The organism is Parabacteroides sp. AF18-52, from assembly GCF_003479145.1.
Classification (GTDB): Bacteria; Bacteroidota; Bacteroidia; order Bacteroidales; family Tannerellaceae; genus Parabacteroides; species Parabacteroides faecis.
In genome coordinates this window covers 307,451-332,291 of sequence record NZ_QUGR01000003.1, presented here as the reverse complement: position 1 = coordinate 332,291, position 24,841 = coordinate 307,451, and the positions used below count along the sequence as shown (strand labels likewise).

The window sequence follows — 24,841 nt, the reverse complement described above, 5'->3', positions numbered from 1 at the left end:
ACTTTTCACCACTAAATCTCATTAAATTATACGCACTATATTAAAATACATCTTTTACTTTATCCTTAAAATACATTATCGTTTTCATTAATCCTTCCTCCAATCGAATTTTCGGTTCCCAATTAAGCCTTTCATTTGCCAACGCGATATCCGGTTTACGTTGTTTCGGATCATCACCCGGTAGCGGGCAATAAACAATCTTTGATTTCGAATTCGTCAACTCAATCACTTTCTTTGCCAGTTCCAACATTGTGAACTCACCAGGATTTCCCGTGTTCACCGGGCCGATAAAGTCATCACCGGTAGCCATCATTCGAATCATAGCTTCAATCAAATCATCCACATATTGGAAACTCCTAGTTTGAGTTCCATTCCCATAGATCGTGATATCTTCCCCTTTTAACGCCTGCACAATAAAATTGGAAACGACACGTCCGTCATTCGAATTCATTCGAGGACCATACGTATTGAAGATACGGATGATTTTAATCCGTACATCGTTCTGACGATGATAATCCATAAACAAAGTTTCGGCAGCGCGTTTGCCTTCATCGTAACAACTACGGATACCAATCGGGTTCACATTTCCCCAATAAGACTCAATCTGCGGATGAATAGCCGGATCGCCATATACTTCACTGGTCGAAGCCTGAAGAATCTTCGCTTTAGTCCGTTTTGCCAATCCCAACATATTCATAGCTCCGTAAATGGAAGTTTTCATTGTCTTGATGGCATTATATTGATAATGAGGAGGCGATGCAGGACAAGCCAGGTTATAGATTTCATCAACTTCGGCGTAATAAGGAGAAGTTACATCGTGACGAACCAACTCAAAGTTGTCATACTGTAACAAATGACGAATATTATCCTTACTTCCGGTAAAATAATTATCCAGGCAAATCACGTCATTGCCTTCTTTCACCAAGCGTTCGCATAGATGGGAACCGATAAAACCGGCTCCACCTGTTACTAATATACGTTTCATTTCTGTCCGATTCTCGAATAAGTAAAACCTAACTCTTTCAATTCTTCACCATCGTAGATATTCCGTCCATCCACAATCACGTAATTCTTCATGGCTTTACGAATGATAGCCCAACTGGGCATACGGAATTGTTTCCACTCCGTCATCAAAGCGATAGCATCTGCATCGATCACCGCTTCATACATATCCTTACAATAGGTGACTACATCCCCTATCCTACGCTTTGTTTCATCCATGGCAATAGGATCAAATACATTAATCACAGCACCTGCTTTCAAAAGCTTATCAATCACAACCAACGCAGGAGCTTCACGCATATCGTCTGTTTCAGGTTTAAAAGACAATCCCCACAAGGCAATAGTCTTACCTTTCAGATCTCCATTAAAAGCCTTACTCAATTTATCAAACACAATATTCTTTTGCTCTTCATTTACCAATTCTACAGCTTCTATAACACGCATGTGGTATCCGTTTTCTATTCCTGTATACAATAGAGCTTTCACATCCTTTGGAAAGCAAGAACCTCCATACCCACAACCAGCATACAGGAAACGGCTACCGATACGGGAATCTGCCCCCATACCTTTACGTACATTATCTACATTTGCCCCGATACGTTCACAGAGATTGGCAATATCGTTCATAAAGCTGATGCGGGTCGCCAACATAGCATTGGCTGCATATTTCGTCATTTCAGCAGAAGGAACATCCATGATCAGAATGGGATAGCCATTCAGTGTGAAAGGACGATATAGTTTCTCCATCATTTTCCTTGCCCGTTCACTTTCAACACCAACTACCACACGATCAGGCGTCATGAAATCTTTTATAGCTGCCCCCTCTTTCAAAAATTCAGGATTAGAAGCAACATCAAATTCTATATCAACCCCACGTTTGTCCAACTCTTCCTGTACAGCTGCCCGAACTTTTTTGGCTGTACCAACAGGCACTGTACTCTTTGTCACTAATACGACATGCTTTTTAATATGACGTCCCACCGTACGGGCTACTTCCAGTACATATTTTAAATCGGCACTTCCATCTTCGTCCGGAGGTGTCCCCACCGCACTAAAGACTATTTCCACCTTATCCAAACAAGAGGTCAAATCTGTTGTAAAATGAAGACGGTCGGCCTTCACATTACGTGTAACTAAATCATCCAAACCTGGTTCATAGATAGGCATCTCACCATTTAATAACTTCGTAATTTTGTTTTCATCAATATCTACACAAGTGACATCTATTCCCATCTCTGAAAAACAGGCTCCTGAAACAAGCCCCACATAACCTGTACCAACAATTGCTATATTCATATATTACTACTACTTATCCAACTTTTCAAATTCTGAATTCTGACTCTTAAACTCAGGAACAAAGCTTTTCATTCCTCTCACCATATCAACTATTTCTACATTCAGGGAAAGATTAGACAAAACATTGACACATCTTATCACATCTTGATAGTTATATTCTCTAACATCAGCAATTCGAATTTTTTCGTGGAGAGTTTCTTTTGTATTTTCCTTATGACTTAAAAGCTCTTCATACAATTTCTCGCCAGGGCGCAATCCCGTATACTCTATCTCAATATCCTCCCCGACTCTCATACCTGAAAGTTCTATCATCCGTCGAGCCAAATCTGCAATCTTCACAGGTTGCCCCATGTCAAATACAAATATCTCTCCTCCATTCCCCATCGTACCAGCTTCCAACACCAACCGACACGCCTCTGGGATAGTCATAAAATAACGAATTATATCAGGATGAGTTACAGTAACCGGACCTCCATTATTAATTTGCTCACGGAAACGAGGTATGACAGAACCATTACTACCCAAAACATTACCGAAACGGGTCGTTATAAATTTTGTGTCCCCCTGTACTTCACCTTTTATAATAGCCAAACTCAAGCTCTGTACATAAATTTCAGCCAGCCGTTTGCTACACCCCATAATATTAGTCGGATTCACTGCTTTATCCGTACTAATCATTACAAACTTTTCAACTCCGTACTTTACGGCAGCATCTGCAACCAACCGTGTTCCATAAACATTAACCCGCACTGCCTCACAAGGATTCTCCTCCATCAACGGCACATGCTTATACGCAGCAGCATGGAATACGATATGCGGATGCCATTTTCGGAAAACATAGTCCAAACGATCTTCGCAGCGGACATCTCCTATCACAGGAACAAAACTCAGGTTAGGATACTTATCTTCCAGTTCCAAACGCAAATTATGCATCGGAGTTTCGGCAGAATCAAAACAAATCAATTTACAAATAGGGAAATGAGCCAGCTGACGGCAAATTTCACTACCGATACTACCGGCTGCACCTGTAACCAGTATCACCTTATTTTCCAACAAGCAAGCGATCTCCTGCATGTTGATCTTGATCTCATCACGTCCCAACAAGTCTTCAATCTTTATGTCACGGATAGACCGTTTTATCGTTCCGTTATGAACCTCTTCCATCTCGGGAACCACCAGAGTATGCAAAGAGATCTGTTCACAGAAACGGATTAACCGTTCTTTCTCATACTGTACTGTTTTCAGATTAGGGAAAAGTATTCCGTCCAAAGAGTTCCGGTTTACTAACTTTAATAGGTCTTCACGGGAGGCTACCTGATAAACAGGCAATTCGGCGATGCGGAAATTCCTTTTCTCTTTGTTGAAGGTAAGGAAGCCGGTTATACAATAATCCTGAACAAAAACATGTCGGGTTGCAGTCGAAGCGATCATAACACTTTCATCACCGGTACCATAGACCAACACCTGTTTTCGCTTTTTACCGAACTGCAGCAATACCATATTATACATGTTCACAATGAAAATACGGAAGGTGACTAACATCAACATTGTCAGGACACAATCGATAAACAATCCGACCAGATAAACCTTGGGAGTAAACGAAGCTTTTAAGACCAAAAGCAACGTACACAGGACAATTGATTTCAATACAGCAACTCCCCAAATCCTCCATAAACCACGCAAGGTGGAATGGCGGATTACCCCATGATACACCTTAAACGTGAAAAAGGCGATCAAACTTCCTACTAAAGAAGCAAATGCCCCTTTCAAAACATCCGCCTGGGTGTATGGAATACGCAAAAAGGAAAAAAGTCCTAATACTCCAATCAATGAAACTGATAACGAAATGAGCAAGTCAAACCAAAAAATGATCCACTTATTAATGTATCTCATTTTTATCAGACGAGAAAAAAAATGCTGTAAACTTATATAATGATAGTTCATTGTCATAAGAAGGGTATGAATATGGTTACGAATTTCCCGGAAAGCATAGATATATCAGAGCAATAACTCTGAAAGCTATTACCAAACACCGGAGAATTTCAAAAACGGGTGTAATATTGGAATCACCGAAGTGGTGATTATCAAAAGATAGGACATTAATACTAGTTATATAATTGATACACAGAAGGTCGTCAGTCACAAAGCTGTAACGACGATAATGACTAGGAAAAACGATCGTTTTTTTTAGTCACCGCAAAAGTATGCATTAATTTCCGAACAAACAAAATAAAAAATTCATCATGCCTTGTTAGACAAGGGATAATGAATCTTTTAATGCTTAAATTTAACACTTAAAAAAACCTAAATAATGGCGAGAATAAACGATCGTTTAAATTCGTCATTCTCACCCCTATCGAGAAGTCGCTACAAGGCATATCCGATTTATTAACACACAGGTTATCAGAAATATACAAAAACCTGTTTTTTAGCTCGAAATCTACAGATACAAGCCCTTTTATACGCCTTTAAACAGGTTTTTCGGTCATTTTCAAGGGTCTTTTCGGAGAGTAAAAACGACTCATTCTGCAACTGTATGCTCTTTAATATTTTTTTCGAATTTAGATTCATTTATCATTTATGAAAAACACATCTTCTAATGAGAACTGAAAATGAAAATTATAGCTTCCCAAACACAGGTCTTTCTTTTTTGAGCATTCCAAAGCATTGATATTCATAGTTAAAATAGAGTAATTGACCACTTATTTGTGAACGAATCAAGGACTCCTCTGTTTATATAGCGACTAAACAAAAAACACATACCTGCATAAGGGACGCCTCCCAATGCCATGATCCGGTATGTATTTAAGCTAATGAATCAACGTCAGTGACCAGATGGGACTGACGAACATTGTCGTATAACTTAACTTCAAACGCAAATGATATATGTCTTGATTTTACTGGCCTTTATCATATCAGTAGTCTTATCTATGCTGATCATTCCACGCATATTGATCGTGGCTTTGACAAAAAGACTCTTTGATATGCCTAACGAACGAAAAATACACACGGGTGCTATCCCCCGTCTGGGAGGGATTTCATTTGCACCGACTATCTTATTCTCGCTGGCTTTCGTTTCCGCGATCTCGTATCTGGGGTATTTATACGGGTTGAAAATTCCTCAAAATATCACTCCACATATCACTCCCGATTTCTATTTACTTACCTGCGGGCTGATCGTACTCTATCTGGCCGGTATCAAAGACGATCTGATAGGTCTGCGATACCATACCAAATTCATCGTACAAATTCTAGCAGCCTCCCTACTCCCACTTTCCGGATTGTGGATCAATGACTTTTACGGTCTTTTCGGTATCTATGAACTGGCCCCCTGGATTGGTATGCCGCTGACTATCTTTGCAATCGTTTTTATTACGAATGCAATCAATCTGATAGACGGTATCGACGGGTTGGCATCCGGATTAAGCGGGACTGCCTTGCTGATATTAGGGTCTTTGTTTCTGCATCAACATATGTGGTCGTATGCGATGTTGTCTTTCTCAACACTGGGCGTACTGATCCCCTTTTTCTATTATAATGTGTTCGGACAGGCGGAACACGGAAGGAAGATATTTATGGGGGATACCGGAAGCCTGACCCTGGGGTATATCCTGGCTTTTCTCTGTATCAGTTATGCGGCGTATACCCCGGACATCTCTCCTTATACCACCAGCGCCATCCTTATTTCATTTTCGACATTGATCGTTCCGATGTTCGATGTGATACGGGTCATGCTGATCCGGTTCCGAAGACGTAAAAGCCTGTTTTCACCCGATAAAAATCATATACACCATAAATTCCTGGAAATAGGGTGCAGCCCCCACAAGGCACTACTCTATATCCTGGCAATTTCATGGGCATTCAGCAGTTTGAATATCGTACTGGCCCCTTATATAAATATCAATATTCTATTTATTGGAGATATAGTGATCTGGACGGCTCTGAACGTTTGTCTGGATAAAATACAAAACAAAAAGAATTCGTTGAAAAAAAAAAAATCATTTAAAAGGATCATTTGAATTATGAAAGCATGTTTTATGGGATTAGGTTATATAGGTCTTCCCACAGCAATAATAGCAGCCGAAAACGGCATCGAGGTAATTGGAGTAGACATTAACCCTCAGGTTGTAGAGATGACAAACAAAGGGGAAATACATATCGTCGAACCGGGACTGCAGGAACTTTGTCAGCAGGTAGTGGCTTCAGGCCATCTGAAAGCTTCAGTCGAACCGGAGGTGAGCGATGTCTACCTGATCGTTGTACCGACACCGTTCAAAGGGAACCATGAACCGGATATTTCGTATGTGGAAACAGCGACCCGGTCTGTCATCCCGTTATTGAAAAAAGGGGATCTGTTCGTGATCGAATCGACGTCGCCTGTAGGAACGACGGAAAAAATGACACAACTGATATTCTCACTCCGCCCGGAGCTGAAAGATAATATATTTATCGCTTATTGCCCGGAGCGGGTACTTCCGGGAAATGTGATTTATGAATTGGTGCATAACGACCGGGTTATCGGGGGTATCGATGAAGAGTCAACGGAAGCGGCTGTCGGATTCTACAGCCGCTTCGTGAAAGGTACGTTGCATAAGACGAACTCCAAAACTGCTGAAATGTGTAAACTAACCGAGAACTCCTCACGCGACGTACAGATCGCATTCGCTAACGAGTTGTCGCTTATCTGCGATAAAGCGGGTATCAATGTCTGGAAACTGATCGAACTGGCAAACAAGCATCCCCGTGTGAATATCCTGCAGCCGGGAGCCGGTGTAGGTGGTCATTGCATTGCCGTCGATCCTTATTTCATCACTGCCGAGTTTCCCTACGAATCGCAACTGATCGCCAAGGCACGGGAGATAAATAATTATAAGGCCTTCTGGTGTGCAGAAAAGATAGAAAAAGAGATGTTGAAGTTTGAATTACAGCATCACCGGAAGCCTGTCGTTGCTATGATGGGGCTGGCTTTCAAGCCTAATATAGATGATCTGAGAGAATCTCCTGCCAAATATATCACAACCAAAGTGATGCAAAGTCACAATAATGCCGATATCCTGGTGGTCGAACCGAATGTAAAGGAACATAAGGTCTTCAAGCTCACCGATTATAAGGTGGCTTATGAAAAAGCGGATATCGTTGTCTTCATGGTGGCACACAAGGAATTCAAAGAACTACCACATACAGACGATAAAATAATACTGGATTTTTGCGGGATTTTCAAAGAATAATGGTAAAATCATCTATCAAGAAAAACTATATACTAAACCTGATCAATACATTGACAGGTTTAGTATTTCCCTTGATCACATTCCCTTACGCCTCCCGCATCTTATTTGCAGAAGGCATCGGACAGGTTCAATTCTTTCAATCTATCATCGATTATATAGCACTTTGCTCCGCACTGGGAATTCCACTTTATGCCGTACGGGAAATAGCCCGAAACAGAGATAACGTCCCGACCCGGAGCAAAACAACGATAGAGATACTGCTGCTACATGTCCTTCTAACATTTGCCGGATATATAATCGTTGCTATTTTAGCCGTCACTATCAAAAAAATAGAAGTCAATATACCTCTGTTCCTGCTTTTAAGTACGACATTATTATTTAATACGATAGGTGTCAACTGGTTTTACCAGGCAGTAGAAGATTTTAAGTACATAACGATCCGGTCATTGGTTATAAGGCTCTTTTCATTAATAGCTCTATTCCTTTTTGTAAAAACACCCAATGATTTACTATATTATGCCGGTATAACCGTCATTGCGAATGTCGGAGGAAACATATTCAATTTCATACGATTACGCAAATTTATACAACCTGATAGTTTTTCGTTTAGAGAGATATCGCTTGCCAGGCATTTGAAACCGGCATTACAAATATTCATACTCAATCTGACGATCAGTATCTATGTCAATCTGGACTCGGTTATGCTCGGTTTTATAAAAAGTGAAGAAGCTGTAGGATATTATACTGCGGCAACTAAACTGACTAAAGCAATATTAGGCATTATATCGTCTTTAGGTCTCGTTTTGTTACCTCGTTTTTCGAATATGATAAGCAATGGAGAATTTACAGAATTCAAAAGTCTGGCAAATAAAGTAATCAGCTTTACAATTGCACTAAGCTTACCTCTGTCGATCGGGTTGATATTTATGTCTCCTATTCTTATCAACCTATTTTGTGGGAAAGATTTTGCACCTTCCATACTGACGCTACAACTCATAGCACCGATTATTTTATTCATTGGATTATCCGGTATTATCGGCATGCAGATCTTATATCCTCAGGGAAAAGAGAAGATTGTTATATTAGCTACTGCCTGCGGGGCTTTCATCAACTTCACGCTTAATTTATTACTGATTCCCCGCTATTCGCAATATGGTGCAGCTATCGCTACGACCTTCGCTGAATTAACAGTTGTGACGGCAGTGATCTTTTTCGGAAGACAGATGTTACCTGTACATTTCCTTTCCAGACAGAATCTGCACTACGTAATAGGAAGTATTTTAATAGCCTTATGCCTATGCCTCATCCAATATGTTCATCTGCCGGACATATACGAATTAATAACCGGAATTTTAATCTCCGGTCTGGTTTACGGATTTTATTTATATCTGAACAAAGACATTTTCATTATTCAAACAATAGATACGGTAAAAAGTATAATTACAAAAAGATTTCAACATGAATAAATATGATTATTTAATTGTGGGAACCGGCTTGTTCGGATCTTTATTCGCCTATAAAGCAATACAAGCAGGAAAAAAAGTTCTGATCATAGACAAACGCCGGCATATCGGGGGGAACCTCTATACAGAAGAGATAGAAGGAATTAATGTACATAAATATGGAGCACATATTTTTCATACATCTAATAAAGCGGTATGGGATTTCGTAAATTCTATTGTCGAATTCAACCGCTTTACTAATTCACCGATCGCAAATTACAAAGGCAAGTTATATAATCTCCCCTTTAACATGAATACGTTTTATTCATTATGGGGAACCAAAACACCGAAAGAAGCAAAACTAAAGATCGAAGAACAGATCAAAGCGGCCAATATATCCAATCCGAAAAACCTGGAAGAGCAAGCTATATCTCTTGTTGGTAAAGATATTTACGAGATCTTGATAAAAGGATATACGGAAAAGCAATGGGGAAGAAAAGCGACCGATGTCCCGGCTTTCATCATAAAACGGATTCCTGTCAGGTTTACCTTCGACAATAATTATTTCAACGACAAATATCAGGGTATTCCCATTGGAGGATACACCAATTTCATTAAAAAGTTACTATCCGGTGCCGATGTCAGATGTAATATCGATTATATACAAAACAAAGCAGAACTTGTCGGTTATGCGGACAAGATTGTCTATACAGGCCCTATCGATGAATATTTTAATTATTGTTTCGGTGAATTAGAATACAGAAGCCTAAGATTCGAAGAAGAAATACTGGATATCCCCGATTTCCAGGGAAATGCAGTTGTCAACTATACAGAGGCAGAAGTTCCCTATACCAGAATTATAGAACATAAACATTTCGAATTCGGAACACAGAAAAAAACTGTGATATCGAAAGAATATTCCCTTGACTGGAAAGAGGGGGCGGAACCCTACTACCCTATCAATGACGAAAAGAATAATAGATTGTATCAAAAGTATAAAGTACTTTCCGAAAAAGAGAAAAATGTTTTATTCGGCGGAAGATTAGCTGAATACAAGTATTACGATATGCACCAGATTGTAGAGAAAGTACTTAACATAAATGAATTTTAAACGATGGAAAAATTCTATATCTCAAAAAATTACAGAGAAAGTAATACTGCTTCGACAAAGGCTAAATCTGATTGCGAAGACATATTCCAAGCCTATGGATATAAGAATCTGGGATTAAGTAAAAAGAACTATACGAACACATTTGTCGGTAGGATCTGGACATTCTTATCCGCTTGTAAAGCTTATATCAATATGCCATACGGAGAAGTAATAATCTTACAATATAAAACACCATTTATCGTCTCTCTATTCAACCGTGCCAAACAAAGGAAAAATAAAGTTATCCTGTTGATACATGACATTTGGACTCTCAGAGGACTCCCGGAAGAAGATTATCTGGAAATCATCAGAGATGCGGATGGCGTAATTTCACATACTCCCAATATGCAGGAATGGTTGAATAAATTGCTGGATATTTCCCGAAAAAATATAAGATTAGAGATATTCGACTACTTACTACCGGGAAACCCGGACAGTTCAATAACTAATTACCAAAATATTCCCAGCATATGCTTTGCCGGAAATCTGAAGAAAGCACCTTTCCTGACGAAATTGAACTTTCCGGAAAACAGTTTGTCTTTCGACTTATATGGTCCCGGCATAACTGAAAATATGATCGAGAATAAAAGCTTTATTAAATATCACGGTACATTCCCTCCTGAAAAATTAATTTCGGAAATACACAACAGCATGTTCGGATTGGTCTGGGATGGTGATTCCATCAATGAATGCACAGGTACAAATGGAAAATACCTGCAATTTAATGCTCCTCATAAAATATCGCTCTATCTGGCTGCCGGAAAACCTGTCATTATATGGAAGAAAATGGGCATGGCTCAATTCATTGAAAAAAATAATATAGGAATCACTATCGAATCTCTTGAAGAGATACCTGACAGGATTAAGCAATTATCTGAAAAAGAGTATATCGAAATGTCTCGTAATGTTTCTGTCATCAAGGATAAAATTACACAAGGGGAATATTTAAAAGAGGCGCTGGATAAAATAGAACAAATCATATAACATGGTTATTTTTTTGATTTTTTTTATTCTTGTAGGTGTAATCAATTATATTGATTATAGAACCTATAAGACCATAATCACTCCCACATTCTTTTTATCGGTACCGTTCTCCGCTATTTTATTATTGTGTTTGCTGCTCAATCCGAGTCTGTCATTCGTAAAGGTATATCCTCCCAGCATATTGATATGGATCATTGGTTTATTCTTTTTTTGGCTACCGGGCAGAGTATTTGCTTATACAATAGGGAAAAAGGACTTTTCCAGTAAAAATCCCCGATATACACCTTACAACACAGCACCTAATAAAGTCATACTATGGATCGGAGTATTGATTATCGGTTATTTCCTTTTAAAATATAAATCGATAGCCAATACAGAAATGGTTGGAAGCAAGGAATTCGGCGGAGAATTAATGATCGGAGGAATCGCCAGCAGATTATCCAATGTATTAATGCTGTTTTTCCCCTATTTTGTTTGCACCCGGCTTAAAAGCAAAATTCTCAAATACACATTCGTTTCAGCCATCTTCTTTTTAATTATCAGTTATGCTGCCAAAACATGGATGATGAATATCATACTGGCTTCATTTATTGTCGGAGCTTTTCGCAAACAAGTAAAAGTCAATATAAAGACAATTATATTATTAGTTTTCATATTATTCATCTTGTTCTTTTTGTACTATTCTTTACTTATCGACAGCGATTCTTTGTTACAATTCGTATTCAGGCATTTCTATTTTTATATTACTTCGGGAATCCTGCCTATGAGTTCATACATAGAATCCGAAAGTTTTTTTCAAACCGACAACAGGTATATCATAATGCCTTTTGTCAATATGTATTATTCATTGAGGGGACTTCCTCCCATGGATGTACATAGCGCATTATGGTATGTAACGGATCTTAACATCGGTACGGAAAGTAATGTATTTAGTTTTTTCGGAACTATTTATATTTATACTGATCCGGTTTTATTTGTCGTTTATTCATCATTATTCGGTTTATTTTCTTATGGGGTATTTACGTCTGCATTAAAATCCCGTTCTATTTTCATCCATATTATATATGCTTATAATTTATGTATACTATTCTGGGGATGGTACAATTGTGGATATAACTTATTGAGATATTGGGAAATTTTTGCATATGGATTCATCCTGTATTTTGTAAACCGATTCTACTTTCGACTACGTCAAGACAATAAATATCAAACAGTTATCACAAATGTCTAAAACAAAAGTATCTATTATAGTCTGTTATTTCGGAAAATTTCCCAATTACATGGATTTATTCATCCGGTCATGCTCTTTCAACAACGATTATAACTGGCTTATCTTCACAGATAACCGGCAAACATCAGAGATTCTCATTCCGAACATAACCTTCATTTATCTGGAGTTTTCCGATTTCCAAAAACTTATCAAAAAGAGAATAAACAAAAAATGTATTTGCCCGGCTCCATATAAGATATGTGATTACAGGCCAGCATTCGGATTACTCTTTTCTGATTTTCTGCAGGATTCTGAATATTGGGGCTTTTGCGATCTGGATATGCTATTCGGCGATCTGAATAAATACCTGGCAAAACCGATAAAAGAAAAGTATGACAAGATATACAACCATGGACATCTTACACTTATGAGAAATATCACAGAAGTAAACGAAGCTTTCATGTTACCATTCAGCAGCATTGAATACAAATATGTGTTTTCTCACAAAGATAGTTTCGGATTCGATGAGAAAAGAGGGATCAATCAGATTTTTAAAGAATATAAGTTCCATACATTTACGGAAGATACTTTTGCTGATATTTATCCACCTTCTGTTTCCGTCCCTCTGAAACAGATAAACAGAGAAAATCATCCCAATCAATCATTCATATGGGAAGAAGGGAAAGTATATCGAATTATTAATGATAAAAAGGAATTCGATGAATATAGTTATATCCATTTACAAAAACGTCCGTTTATCAAGCATAATAGTGATTTACTAACATGTAAATCATTCTATATAAACCCTTTTTCATTCGGAAAAAGAGATATGAATTATCTATATCCGGATCTAAAAAGGAAAATGAATCATTCCAGAATGAAAAATATTTACTCTTCGGTCATCTACAAATACCATCTTATAATCAATTGGATATTATATAATAAGAGACCTGCAAGAAGAATTTATTAATAACCTCAATATGAAAAATAAGAAATTATTAATTATCGGCTCTATACCCAAAGGGACAAAAGAGATAGGAGGTGTAACCATTCTTACCAAAAATCTTTTGGATTATCTGGATAAAGCTAAAATAAAATACTCTTTTCTCCAGCTTAATAAAACCTGCCACAACATACTAAATTATATTTATATTCTGATTTTTTCGATTCCACAGATTATCTCATGTGACATAATTGTCGCCAATATGTCGAATAATAGTGCTTTATATGTATATCCATACATTTGCTTCTGGTGTAATTTATTCAATAAGAAAATCGTATTCAGGAAATTCGGAGGTAACTATGACAAAACATACTGTTCATACTCCGGATATAAAAAGAAAATAATCGATCTTTCGTTAAGGCATTCCGACTTATTGCTTTTCGAAAGTTTTCACCTAACGAACTTCTTCAAGAAATTATTTCCGGAAACAACGGTTATGCGATTCCCTAATTGCAGATCCAAAGGAGATATTCCGACAAACAAGATATACAGTAAAAGATTCGTATATATAGGAAGTGTTAAAAAGGAAAAAGGTATCCGGGAAATCCTGAACTGTTCTCGTCACTTAAACGACAGTTATACCCTGGATATTTATGGCCCCCTCGACGGAGATATCCCGATGGAAGATTTTCAAAACACAAATGTCACTTATAAAGGTGTTCTCCCTCCGTGGCAAGTTCGGAAGGCTTTAACATCATATGATGTATTGTTATTACCTACTTATTACGAGGGAGAAGGATATCCCGGTATTATAATAGAAGCTTTCTCCGTCGATATTCCGGTAATTGCGACAGAATGGAATGCCATTCCTGAAATAGTCACAAACATGTACAATGGACTACTCATACCAGTCAAAGATGAAAACGCATTACTGGAAGCTATAAAAAAAATGAATGATGTACATGGCATATTAGAAAAGAACATCTCCACATATTTCAATCAGAATTTTAATTCCGATATCATTAATCCTCTTATTATTAACCGTATCCTTTCTTGTTAAATAGATATTCAATATGAATGTACTCACTTATTATCATACAGTAAAACATCTCAGAATCAAACAAATGTATTACCAGATAAAATATCGTATCAGCAAACGTCATAAACAGAAAACAGATCGGGTAACGATACTGAAAAAATCCGGTAGTCCTTTGCAACTGATCAAATGGATCACTAAAGACATCAGTCTTTTATCAGATAGAACGTTTTTGTTCCTTAACATAGAAGCCCCTTTTTACAATTGGAATGATGAACGGAATAGCAAATTATGGATTTATAATCTTAATTATATGGACTATTTGCTACAACCTGGTATAAGTATCACAGAAGCATCAAGATGGATAAATAAGTTTATCGATGAACTACCGGAAAATCCAACCGGATCAGAGGCTTACCCTACGAGCCTTCGTTGTATCAATTGGATCAAATTCATATCAAAAAGTTATTCTTCGATACCGGATATTCAATTGAGAAAATGGGATAACTCCTTGTATTCACAGTATCAGAAACTCTATCTGAATATTGAATACCACCTCCTTGGCAATCACCTTCTGGAAAACGCTTATTCACTTTTATGGGGAGGTCTTTATTTTCAGGAAGGAAAGTTTTACGAAAAAGCAGTCTGGCTGTTGACGCAGGAACTGAATGAACAGATCCTTCCCGATGGAGCACATTATGAATTAAGCCCGATGTATCATGAAATACTTCTGGACCGGTTGCTGGACTGTATCAATGCTTTAAAATATAATGAGCGTTTTGAAGGGCAAGAATATGTTATTTCTTTTCTTGAAGAAAAAGCCCGGCTTATGCTTAGCTGGCTGAACGCGATCATCTATAAAGACGGAACAATCCCTTTACTGAATGATTCCGCTTACGGGATAGCGCCGACGTCAAAAGAATTATTTGCCTATGCTAAACGGCTGGATCTTCAATGGTCGGTCCATAAACTGAAAGAAAGCGGCTACCGTAAATTTGTATCCGGACCTTTTGACATGGTTCTGGATGTCGGGAACATCGGTCCCGATTATATCCCCGGACATGCCCATGCCGATACGTTCAATTATGAATTACGTATCGATGGGAAGCCTTTTGTTGTCGATTCGGGTATTTCAACTTATGAGAAGAATGAACGCAGACAATACGAACGCGAGACGCGTGCCCACAATACCGTACTGGTAAATGGAAAGAGTTCCAGTGAAGTGTGGGGAGGCTTCAGGGTGGCACAGCGGGCAAAGATCACAGGCTTAAAAGAAGATAAGTACTGTATTACGGCATGCCACAACGGTTTCAGGGAATCCGGAGTCGAACATCAACGAATCTTCAATATGAATGATAAGGAGATTATGATTTGTGATTCTCTTCTACCCATATCCGGGAAAAACGGAATCAATCTGATCCATCTTCATCCGGATATCCGGATCATCTCCGTCAATAATGATTCTATAAAAACAAACCTGGCAATTTTCAATTTTTACGGAACAGATGAAATATGGATCGAAGACTGTGAAATAGCTTTCGAATATAATAAACGAGTCGCTACTAAAAGAATAGGAATCGCATTTACCAATCAAATGCAATACACGATACGCTGCGACTAACATAAGAGTAAAACACAAATGAACATTTTATTTCTTACCGACAATTTTCCCCCGGAGGTAAATGCACCTGCCAGCAGAACCTATGAGCACTGCAAAGAGTGGGTTCAGCTTGGAGAAAAAGTAACAGTTATCACCTGCACACCCAATTTTCCACAGGGAAAGGTATACGAAGGGTACCGGAATAAACTGTATCAGACGGAATACATGGATGGCATCAAAGTGATCCGTGTATGGAGTTATATCACCGCCAACGAAGGATTCCTGAAACGTACGCTCGATTACATCAGCTTCTCCGTTTCTTCTTTCTTCGCCGGTCTTTTCCAGCAGGCTGATATGATCATAGCAACATCTCCCCAATTCTTCACGGCTCTTTCCGGACGCACATTGGCTTTTTGGAAAAGAAAACCCTGGATCATGGAAGTGAGGGATCTGTGGCCTGAATCGATCAAGACTGTCGGGGCCATGAAAGACAATCCGGTCATTCGCTTTTTTGAATGGGAAGAGAAAAGATGTTATCAGTCAGCCCGAAAGATCGTCGTTGTAACCGACTCTTTCAAGAAAAGGCTGGAAGAAAAAGGAATATCACCTCAAAAGATAGTTGTGATAAAGAACGGAGTAGACTTAACAAAGTTCAAACCGGCAGAAAAAGATCGGAAGTTACTCAAAGAGCTACATCTGGAAGGGAAAAAAATCATCGGTTACATAGGTACACACGGGATGGCTCATAAACTGGATTTCATACTACAATGTGCAGCCGGGATGGATGGTAAAAACAATTATCATTTCCTGCTGATCGGGACTGGAGCAGAAAAAAAGAATTTACTAAAACGAAAAGAACAATTAGATATAAAGAATGTAACCATGCTCGATCCGGTCTCCAAGCAAGAGGTAAAACGATACATATCTATTCTGGATATTGCTTTGATCAATTTACGCAAATCCGATTTATTCACGACAGTCATTCCTTCCAAAATATTTGAGAATGCAGGTATGGAAATCCCTATTCTTATGGGTGTGGACGGTGAAGCCCGCCAGATCGTAGAATCTTATCAGGCAGGATTGTGCTTCGAGCCGGAGTCGGAAGATGATTTTAACCGGAAACTGCATCTGCTTCTTTCTGATCCCGCTTTATATGAAAAATGCAAAGAAGGATGTCGGAAACTGGCTCACGACTTCAACCGCAAACTCCTTGCTGAACAAATGTTACATATAATAAAAGAAACAAAATGAAAAAGATTATGCTGGTCTTCGGGACTCGCCCCGAAGCAATAAAAATGGCTCCGCTGATCAAGGAGTTTCAAAAATATCCGGAACAGTTCCAAACAATCGTTTGTGTCACCGGACAACATCGGGAGATGCTGGATCAGGTTCTTCACCTTTTTGATATTCACCCCGATTACGATCTCAACATAATGAAACAGGGACAAGATTTATATGATGTTACCGCCCGTGTCCTGACCAATATGAGAGACGTTTTGCAAAAAGCCAACCCCGACCTGGTACTGGTACACGGCGATACGACCACCTCTACCGCAGCCGCCCTGGCCGCCTTTTATCAACAGATACCCGTCGGACATATAGAAGCCGGATTGCGTACTCATAATATATACAGTCCCTGGCCGGAAGAAATGAACCGCCAGATCACGGGGAGAATAGCTTCTTATCACTTCTCTCCTACCTCTTTAAGTAAAAAAAATCTGCTTGCGGAAGGGATAGACGAGAACCGGATCACAGTAACAGGCAATACTGTAATAGACGCCTTGTATCATGTGGTCAGTCAAATAAAGAATAAGGACAATTTACGCCAACAGCTTATTGCAGACCTGGAAACAGCGGGTTATAAAATAGCCCGTCTGTCAGAACAAAGTAACCGGAAATTGGTTTTAATAACAGGTCATCGCAGGGAAAATTTCGGTACTGGTTTTATAGCCATGTGTAAAGCTATCAAAACTTTAGCTGAAAAATATCCGGATGTAGACTTTGTCTATCCGATGCACCTGAACCCGAATGTACGGAAACCTATACAGGAGGTGTTCGGAAATACGCATCTTCCGAACATGTTCTTTATAGAGCCGCAGGAATATCTTCCGTTCGTTTATCTGATGGAGCGATCTGCCATCGTCCTGACAGATAGCGGCGGTATTCAGGAAGAAGCTCCGGGATTAGGAAAACCGGTATTGGTCATGCGCGATACCACCGAACGCCCGGAAGCAGTAGACGCCGGAACAGTGAAACTGGTTGGAACTGATTTTGTCAAGATATTAGACGAGACCTCCCGGTTACTGGAAAATCAAGCATATTATGAACAAATGAGCAAGGCTGTCAATCCTTATGGAGACGGACTTGCCAGCGAACGAATTGTCACTAAAATTAAAGAGATTTTATGAAGACGCTAAACAAACTTTTTTTCTGTACTCTTTTTCTTTCATTTTCAATCATTGTATCTGCACAGATCCCGCAGGAATTCATCGACAAAGCCAAAGCGGCTGGGATGACCGAAGAGCAGATCCAACAGGAAATAGCCAAACGAATAGGAAACACAAATAGTAAAACTCCGGTAACTCCTTCTTCCGGTACAACAGATATACAAAGGGTTACAACCAACAATGAAATTCCATCGATAGAAAAGCAAAGAGAAGATAATAGCATCCAGGACAGCACCCGGAATCAAGTATTCGGCCGTGACATATTCTCAAACAAAAATCTCTCGTTCGAACCGAACATGAACATGCCGACTCCCAGAAATTATCCTCTCTCGGCCGGTGATGAAGTCCTTATCAATGTATGGGGAGATTCTGAATTAAATCTGAAATTAACTTTATCTCCTGACGGGACGATCATTATCCCGAATGTCGGCCTTGTCCCTTTAAGCGGACTCACCATCGAACAGGCAGAGAACAAGATCAAACAGGAACTTGGGAAAATCATAGCGAACCTGAACGATAGCGAACCCAACACATTCGTTTCAGTCGGCCTCGGTAAGATACGCAGTATAAAAGTAAACATTGTCGGGGAAGCGATCGCACCCGGTACTTATACATTACCTTCTCTAGCCTCCCTGTTCAATGCATTATACGCGGCAGGAGGTGTAAATGATATCGGCTCTTTACGAAATATCCGTGTCTACCGGAATAACAAAGAAATTGCCAACCTGGATGTATACGATTATCTCCTGAAAGGGAAGTATGACACGAATATTCGTCTGGAAGACAATGATATGATCATCATCGAACCTTATGAACAACTCGTCAACACGCATGGAAAAGTAAAACGCAACCGTACATTCGAACTTCGCAAAGGCGAAACTTTAAGCGACCTGCTTAAAATGGCGGGAGGATTCACCGGAGATGCTTTTACCGAAGATGTCACAATCAAAAGAAAATCAGGTTCACGCTATCAGATAGCGACCGTAACGGAAGAAGAGTTTCCGACATTCATGTTACAGGACGGCGATTCGCTGCTTGTGGATTCCGTTATCCCGTTCTATGACAACCGGCTCACTATAACCGGGGCTGTCTGGCGACCGGGTGAATATGAATTAAGCCCTAAAGTACATACGGTGAAACAACTGGTAAATCAGGCTGCCGGTTTAAAAGGCGATGAGTTTATCGGACGTGCCCAGATCATCCGGTTGAACCCCGATTTCACCAGCACAGTCCTAGCTATCGACATACAGGATATTATGAATGGAAAATCACCCGACATCGAATTACAGAAAGAGGATAAAGTACATATCCCTTCTTTATTTGAACTTCGGGAACCTTACACCATAAAAGTAGGTGGAGCTGTAAATAACCCGGATACGATCCTTCCTTACAGCAAAAATATGACTGCGGAAGATGCGATCATTCAGGCAGGGGGATTACAGGAATCAGCTTCCACCATCAATGTGGAAATAGCACGCCGCATAAAAGATCCGACAGCAGATAAAAGTACGAACCAAATAGCAAAAGTATATACTATCTCGCTAAACGAAAACTTACATTTACCATCCAAAATAGCAGGAACACCCGATACACTCTTTACCCTCGAACCTTTCGATGAGGTATTCGTGCGTTTCTCTCCCGGTTATGAAAAGCAGCAGGTTGTAAAGGTCGATGGTGAAATTACTTTTGCGGGTGATTATGCACTTCCACATAAAAATACCCGCTTAAGCGACATTATCGCTCAATCAGGAGGAGTTACCCCGGATGCTTATGTAAAGGGAGCCAGCCTGAAACGCCAGTTAACACAAGATGAAATCCGTCAGGTCGAAACACTTCTTGAATTAAGTAAAAACAAAAGTAGTAAAGATTCTGTCGCCTTATCACTGGAAAACATCAAAGATTATTCAGTCGGGATAGATCTGCAACAGGCACTCGCTCACCCTGGCAGTACTCATGACCTGGTTCTGAGGAATGGTGATGCTATTTATATTCCTCAGTTACAAAGTACCGTGAAGATCAGTGGCTCCGTCACTTATCCGAACAGTATAACCTATACGAAAGGAATGTCTGTACAGGACTGCCTGTCACAAGCCGGAGGATATAACGATATTGCACGCAAATATCCCATCGTCATTTACATGAATGGAAAAGTGGCGACAACACGTAAAGTCGGTATCTTCTTCAAACGGTATCCGAAAGTCGAACCGGGCTGTGAAATCGTAATTCCAAGCAAGACCCAACGGGACAGAGGAGCCAGTCTGGCAGAAGTGTTAAGTATTGCCAGTTCGACAACATCTATTGCAGCCATGATCACGACACTGATAAACTCTTTAAAATAAGATCTATGAATATAACCGATAATAAAACTCCGGAAGACGAACGAGATATAGACTTTATCGCTTTAACTAAATATTTATGGTCCAAACGGAAATTATTCCTGAAATGTTGTGGCATAGCGATCGTTGCCGGACTCATCGTTGCCTTCAGTATACCTAAAGAATATACGACAACGGTCAAATTAATGCCCGAGACGAACAATATATCGAACAAAATGGGTAATCTTGGCGGACTAGCTGCCATGGCAGGAATTGACTTGAATAGTGGGAATAGCCAGGATGCGATCTCGCCGGATCTATACCCGGATGTTGTTCACAGCACACCTTTTTTACTGGAATTATTCCCCGAAGAAGTTATCAATAAGAAAAAGACATTGTCTACGACTTTGTTCGATTATATGAATGAACATCAACGGGAAGCCTGGTGGAGCTATCTGCTAAAAGCACCTTTAGCTGGTGTATCGTATCTGGCAGAACTTTTCAACGGACAAGAAGAAAACCCGGGAAAGATCGACCCTTTTTTTCTGACAAAACAACAAAAAGCAATTATCAAAGAGTTACAAAACCGAATATCGGTTTATATCGATAAAAAAACACAGGTAGTAACTGTTTCCGTTGAGATGCAGGACCCGGTAATTTCGGCGTCCGTGACAAGGAAGGTCATCGATATGTTACAAAGTTACATTACCAATTACCGGACTCAAAAAGCCAAACAAGACCTGGAGTTTACCAATAAGGTATTGAAAGAAGCACAAGAGGCCTACTACAAAGCCCAGCAAGCCTATGCCGCTTTTGAAGACGGGAATAAGCAAATCATCTCCGCCAGTTCCCGGACAGAACAGGAACGTTTGAAGAATGATATGACACTCACATTTAATGTATACAATACGTTAGCACAAAAACTCGAGCAAGATAAATTACGGGTTCAGGAACAAACACCGGTCTATACGATCATAGAACCGGCAACAGTTCCCCTCAAAGCTTCAGCTCCTAAAAAAGTGCTGATCCTTATCGGTTTTGTTTTTATGACGATCGCCGGGTTAAGCGGATATTTGCTGGTCAAAGATAAACAGTTATTTTAACCGGCAAATATCCGTCGGCTTTATGACCGGCTGATCTGCAAACCCTTGTCCGAAAGACTCATCTCTACAAAACGGGCATTCGGATTATGAGGAGAGGCTGTCAGCTTTTTACGTATCAGCAAAGCGGCTTCAGGATCTTTAGCCACAATATACAAATAGCCTCCGCCTCCGGCTCCGGGCAGTTTACAGCCTAATGCATAGTCTTTTATCTGGGTGATCAATGCTTCGACAGCCGGAGGATTCGTTCCGGAATCGAGTGCCTTTTTCTGTTCCCATGTCTTTGCGATAAGCTTACCGTAAGTCTCAAAATTACCGCATTGAATTGCTTCGAACATATCCAAAGCATGCGTTTTCATTTCTGAAAGCAAACGAAGATGGGTTGCACTGTTCAGGAACATTCCCTGCACGATCTCTGCCAGAATATTTTTTGCCGTACGGGTAATGCCTGTATAATATAATAAGTGACAAGCCCGGTACTGCGGATCGGTAAATAAATATTCCGGCAACCAACGCACAGAAGGATTCTGATTGAAACCTTCTCCTGTCTGTAGCAGTTTCAAACCATGCAATACGCCGCCATACTGATCTTGCCAGCCTCCGCCCGTTGTAAGCAGTTGTTCTAAAATCAATGTACGATATCCTATTTTACTTTTGTCCCATGCCAGACCACAGAAATCAGAAATAGCTCCAAGCACTGTTGCAGCCAGAATGGAACTGGTACCAAGTCCGGAACCTGCCGGAATAGCGGCCAACAAAGTAACCTCCAGGCCACAACCGAAGTTCTTCAGCTGATCTTCCAACGAAGAATAATGTGCTGCAGAAAATTCCGGAACAAAACCGGCGAGAGCCAATGCTGCTTTAGGAATAGAAAAAGGAGAACCGATCTTCTTATAATCCCGTAATTCATCCCAGGTCGAAACAACCTCCATCGCTCCCAGGTCAATAGAACGCAGGATGATCTTATATTCTTTCGAAGGTTTTACATAGACCTGCAAAGGCGGTTGACCGTTCAACTCAATGGCTACATTGACCACATTTCCTCCGGCATACATACAGTAAGGAGGTGTATCGGTCCAGCCTCCGGCCAAGTCGATACGAACCGGACTGCGCCCCCATACAATCTGATCGTGGTACACATTCAGATAAGGAGATTGCTTTTCACCAGAGACAGATCCTATCAGTCCTTTCCGTAACAAAGAGAAAGCTTCCTGTTGTTCTTCCTCATACGGTTTCTCTTCCAATTGCAACACACGTGCCCGGAACATCCGGTTATGTATCTGCTTCATCAAAGGCATTTCTTCCGAAAGTGCTGCCGGTAAATCAAGGCCTCCTCCGGCAAACTCTCGGGCTGCATCGGCCAGGTCCAACTGGTAAAAAACACTTTTTTCATGATTGGCAGCCAACATAGGCCAATTCGTATAACGGAATTTCTCACGCTGAGTAAACAACCGACTCAGATTAGCACGATCGGATAATTCATTCGCCGACATTTTTTCAGACGATTTCCATATCTCCTTGCCGCTTTTCAGTTCCGCTTCAGAAACCATCCAGCGTATAACCAGCCCTAATTCTTCTATATCTTTACAAACGGGGAACAATGCAGCATTCTGCAAATCATCGAATGCTTCCAATGTGATGCCTCTCTCTTCTGCCCACTTGGTAACAGGCACTCCCATAAAGAGAGTCTTCTCATCGGTAGATGCCCCCTTGAACGGATCATTAAAACCATAAGGACGTCCAACCCAATCCTGTTCACCCACAGGTACCACATCGATACAAACACCGGACGGAAGATTCAGTTTCCAGTTATTTTCGGGTACACCGGTTATAATATGTCGGTTATCCAGTTTCCAGTTCTTGCCTATATAACTGTTCTCTATCCATAACTCCGAGTTTCCGGCAGTCAACGGAAGATCGATAGAAGCATTCTGCACAAACATGGCCGGGTGAGGTTTCACCTTCCGGTGCATGATAGCGCGTTGGTCGCGAACCAGATTCTGCACAGCTAACGTCGAAGAAATCAGTTCGCGGCTCGTCCCATAATGATAAAACTCCCCTCCTTCCAAAGGAAGAATAGCTACGCTCAACTGGTTCAGTTCATCATCAACAATTCGGGGATGATCTCCCAATGCCAGTCCGAACTCAGAATAGAGATCATATGACTTCATCTTTTTTTCCTCACCTGCATATGAGTGCCCCATCAGCAACTCCATCGCCCGGTCACTAAGCAACCACACTCCTATATCCATCAGAAAGAGATGTGTCTGAGCCAACTGTCCCAGTTCAGTCAAAGATGGCTTTTGGAGCATAAAGTCTAATTTATCCGGTGTCTGCCTGTTTGAAACAAACACGCCATGATTGGTAGCCAAAGCGGGATCGACCCATAATCCGTAACAGACAACATCCACTTCCGGAATATCCTGTAACGGTTCGCTGTTTCGGATATATACATCTCCGCTTGCAATCAATGTATGAAGCGAAGCGGGTGCCTTCTGCATGATCTCTTCATACAGCGGAAGTTGCAGGGACAGTAGATTTTGTGATAATTTCTGTCCTCTCGCCCACCGGAATACAGGTATCGGTGTTAAAATTTTTCCCGACGGAGCATATCCGGGCAAACGCCGGCTTTGTCCTCCGGCATGCAACAATATTCTTTTTTCTTTAGCCAACCATTCTTTTACTGACATTTCCGGTGCTTCCTTTTGCCGGCATGCTTCGACCAGCCAGGTTGTCCCACCACCGGAACCTAACCGGGCACCCACCGGATCAGAAGTACAAAACCACTCATCAGCATCCACTTTCGTTATTTTGTGGAAACAGTTCACCAAATTAGGAGGTAACGATAATAATTTCTTCATATTTATATATGTGTCGGAAAACAATGAAGTCATTTCCGTCTAATTAATCAAATCTTTAGCACAAAAGTAGTTTTTCCTATCATTTCGATCACATCGAAGTTAAATTTTAATTTAATTTTACCATTCAAGATGGTATTGGTTTAAATTATTATATTCATATTTGTAGAGAAAAACAACTTACATATCCAGTTGACGATAAAAAACGTTGGTTTTTACTAATCACCCCC

The 24,841-nt window shown here is 40.2% G+C and carries 18 protein-coding genes; 13 read left to right on the top strand and 5 right to left on the bottom strand.

The window, feature by feature from the left end; translation table 11 throughout:
- Positions 1–40: 40 nt before the first annotated feature.
- From DWX23_RS08115 to DWX23_RS08105, 3 genes are read right to left on the bottom strand one after another with little or no spacing between them, the layout of a single operon-like run.
- Positions 41–985, bottom strand: a complete 945-nt coding sequence (locus DWX23_RS08115) for a UDP-glucuronic acid decarboxylase family protein (RefSeq protein WP_122374105.1) — start codon at positions 983–985, stop codon at positions 41–43.
- Positions 982–2,298, bottom strand: coding sequence for a UDP-glucose/GDP-mannose dehydrogenase family protein (locus DWX23_RS08110; RefSeq protein ID WP_122374104.1), 1,317 nt, complete (start codon positions 2,296–2,298; stop codon positions 982–984). Before DWX23_RS08110 ends, DWX23_RS08115 begins: the two co-directional genes overlap by 4 nt.
- Before the next feature lie 9 nt (positions 2,299–2,307).
- Positions 2,308–4,248, bottom strand: a complete 1,941-nt coding sequence (locus DWX23_RS08105) for a nucleoside-diphosphate sugar epimerase/dehydratase (protein ID WP_122374103.1) — start codon at positions 4,246–4,248, stop codon at positions 2,308–2,310.
- A gap of 929 nt (positions 4,249–5,177) precedes the next feature.
- Here DWX23_RS08105 and DWX23_RS08100 point away from each other — a divergent pair.
- From DWX23_RS08100 to DWX23_RS08080, 5 genes are read left to right on the top strand one after another with little or no spacing between them, the layout of a single operon-like run.
- Positions 5,178–6,317: an MraY family glycosyltransferase gene (locus DWX23_RS08100; RefSeq protein WP_122374102.1), complete on the top strand. Its 1,140-nt coding sequence runs from the start codon at positions 5,178–5,180 to the stop codon at positions 6,315–6,317.
- 3 nt (positions 6,318–6,320) lie between these two features.
- Positions 6,321–7,526, top strand: a complete 1,206-nt coding sequence (wecC, locus tag DWX23_RS08095) for a UDP-N-acetyl-D-mannosamine dehydrogenase (protein ID WP_122374101.1) — start codon at positions 6,321–6,323, stop codon at positions 7,524–7,526.
- On the top strand, positions 7,526–8,992 hold the full coding sequence (locus DWX23_RS08090; RefSeq protein WP_122374100.1) for a flippase: 1,467 nt from the start codon (positions 7,526–7,528) through the stop codon (positions 8,990–8,992). Before wecC ends, DWX23_RS08090 begins: the two co-directional genes overlap by 1 nt.
- A complete protein-coding gene (glf, locus tag DWX23_RS08085; RefSeq protein WP_122374099.1) occupies positions 8,985–10,079 on the top strand; it encodes a UDP-galactopyranose mutase in 1,095 nt (364 codons plus the stop codon). The genes DWX23_RS08090 and glf overlap by 8 nt, the downstream gene beginning before the upstream one ends.
- 3 nt (positions 10,080–10,082) lie before the next feature.
- A complete protein-coding gene (locus DWX23_RS08080; protein WP_122374098.1) occupies positions 10,083–11,102 on the top strand; it encodes a hypothetical protein in 1,020 nt (339 codons plus the stop codon).
- 63 nt (positions 11,103–11,165) lie between these two features.
- Here DWX23_RS08080 and DWX23_RS25260 read toward each other — a convergent pair whose 3' ends face one another.
- Positions 11,166–11,297, bottom strand: coding sequence for a hypothetical protein (locus DWX23_RS25260; protein WP_255419755.1), 132 nt, complete (start codon positions 11,295–11,297; stop codon positions 11,166–11,168).
- On the opposite strand from DWX23_RS25260, the gene DWX23_RS25295 reads away from it, so the two are divergent.
- The 8 genes from DWX23_RS25295 to DWX23_RS08040 are packed head-to-tail and all read left to right on the top strand — an operon-like array spanning position 11,284 to position 21,756.
- Positions 11,284–12,333: a DUF6337 family protein gene (locus DWX23_RS25295; protein WP_370450075.1), complete on the top strand. Its 1,050-nt coding sequence runs from the start codon at positions 11,284–11,286 to the stop codon at positions 12,331–12,333. The two genes, DWX23_RS25260 and DWX23_RS25295, sit on opposite strands and share 14 nt — an antisense overlap.
- Positions 12,326–13,282, top strand: a complete 957-nt coding sequence (locus tag DWX23_RS08070; protein ID WP_122374096.1) for a DUF6625 family protein — start codon at positions 12,326–12,328, stop codon at positions 13,280–13,282. Before DWX23_RS25295 ends, DWX23_RS08070 begins: the two co-directional genes overlap by 8 nt.
- Positions 13,283–13,292: 10 nt before the next feature.
- Positions 13,293–14,315, top strand: coding sequence for a glycosyltransferase (locus DWX23_RS08065; RefSeq protein ID WP_122374095.1), 1,023 nt, complete (start codon positions 13,293–13,295; stop codon positions 14,313–14,315).
- 13 nt (positions 14,316–14,328) lie between these two features.
- Complete coding sequence (locus DWX23_RS08060) at positions 14,329–15,912, top strand: alginate lyase family protein (RefSeq protein WP_122374094.1); 1,584 nt, start codon at positions 14,329–14,331, stop codon at positions 15,910–15,912.
- A gap of 18 nt (positions 15,913–15,930) precedes the next feature.
- Positions 15,931–17,142 carry a glycosyltransferase family 4 protein gene (locus DWX23_RS08055; protein WP_122374093.1) on the top strand — a complete coding sequence of 404 codons (1,212 nt, stop codon included), beginning with the start codon at positions 15,931–15,933 and terminating at the stop codon, positions 17,140–17,142.
- Positions 17,139–18,299, top strand: a complete 1,161-nt coding sequence (gene wecB, locus DWX23_RS08050; RefSeq protein WP_122374092.1) for a non-hydrolyzing UDP-N-acetylglucosamine 2-epimerase — start codon at positions 17,139–17,141, stop codon at positions 18,297–18,299. The genes DWX23_RS08055 and wecB overlap by 4 nt, the downstream gene beginning before the upstream one ends.
- Complete coding sequence (locus DWX23_RS08045) at positions 18,296–20,677, top strand: SLBB domain-containing protein (protein WP_122374091.1); 2,382 nt, start codon at positions 18,296–18,298, stop codon at positions 20,675–20,677. Before wecB ends, DWX23_RS08045 begins: the two co-directional genes overlap by 4 nt.
- Positions 20,678–20,682: 5 nt before the next feature.
- Complete coding sequence (locus DWX23_RS08040; RefSeq protein ID WP_122374090.1) at positions 20,683–21,756, top strand: Wzz/FepE/Etk N-terminal domain-containing protein; 1,074 nt, start codon at positions 20,683–20,685, stop codon at positions 21,754–21,756.
- A 20-nt stretch (positions 21,757–21,776) separates the two neighbouring features.
- On the opposite strand, the gene DWX23_RS08035 is transcribed toward DWX23_RS08040, so the two are convergent.
- Positions 21,777–24,614, bottom strand: coding sequence for a bifunctional fucokinase/fucose-1-phosphate guanylyltransferase (locus DWX23_RS08035; RefSeq protein WP_199673241.1), 2,838 nt, complete (start codon positions 24,612–24,614; stop codon positions 21,777–21,779).
- Positions 24,615–24,841 lie beyond the last annotated feature (227 nt).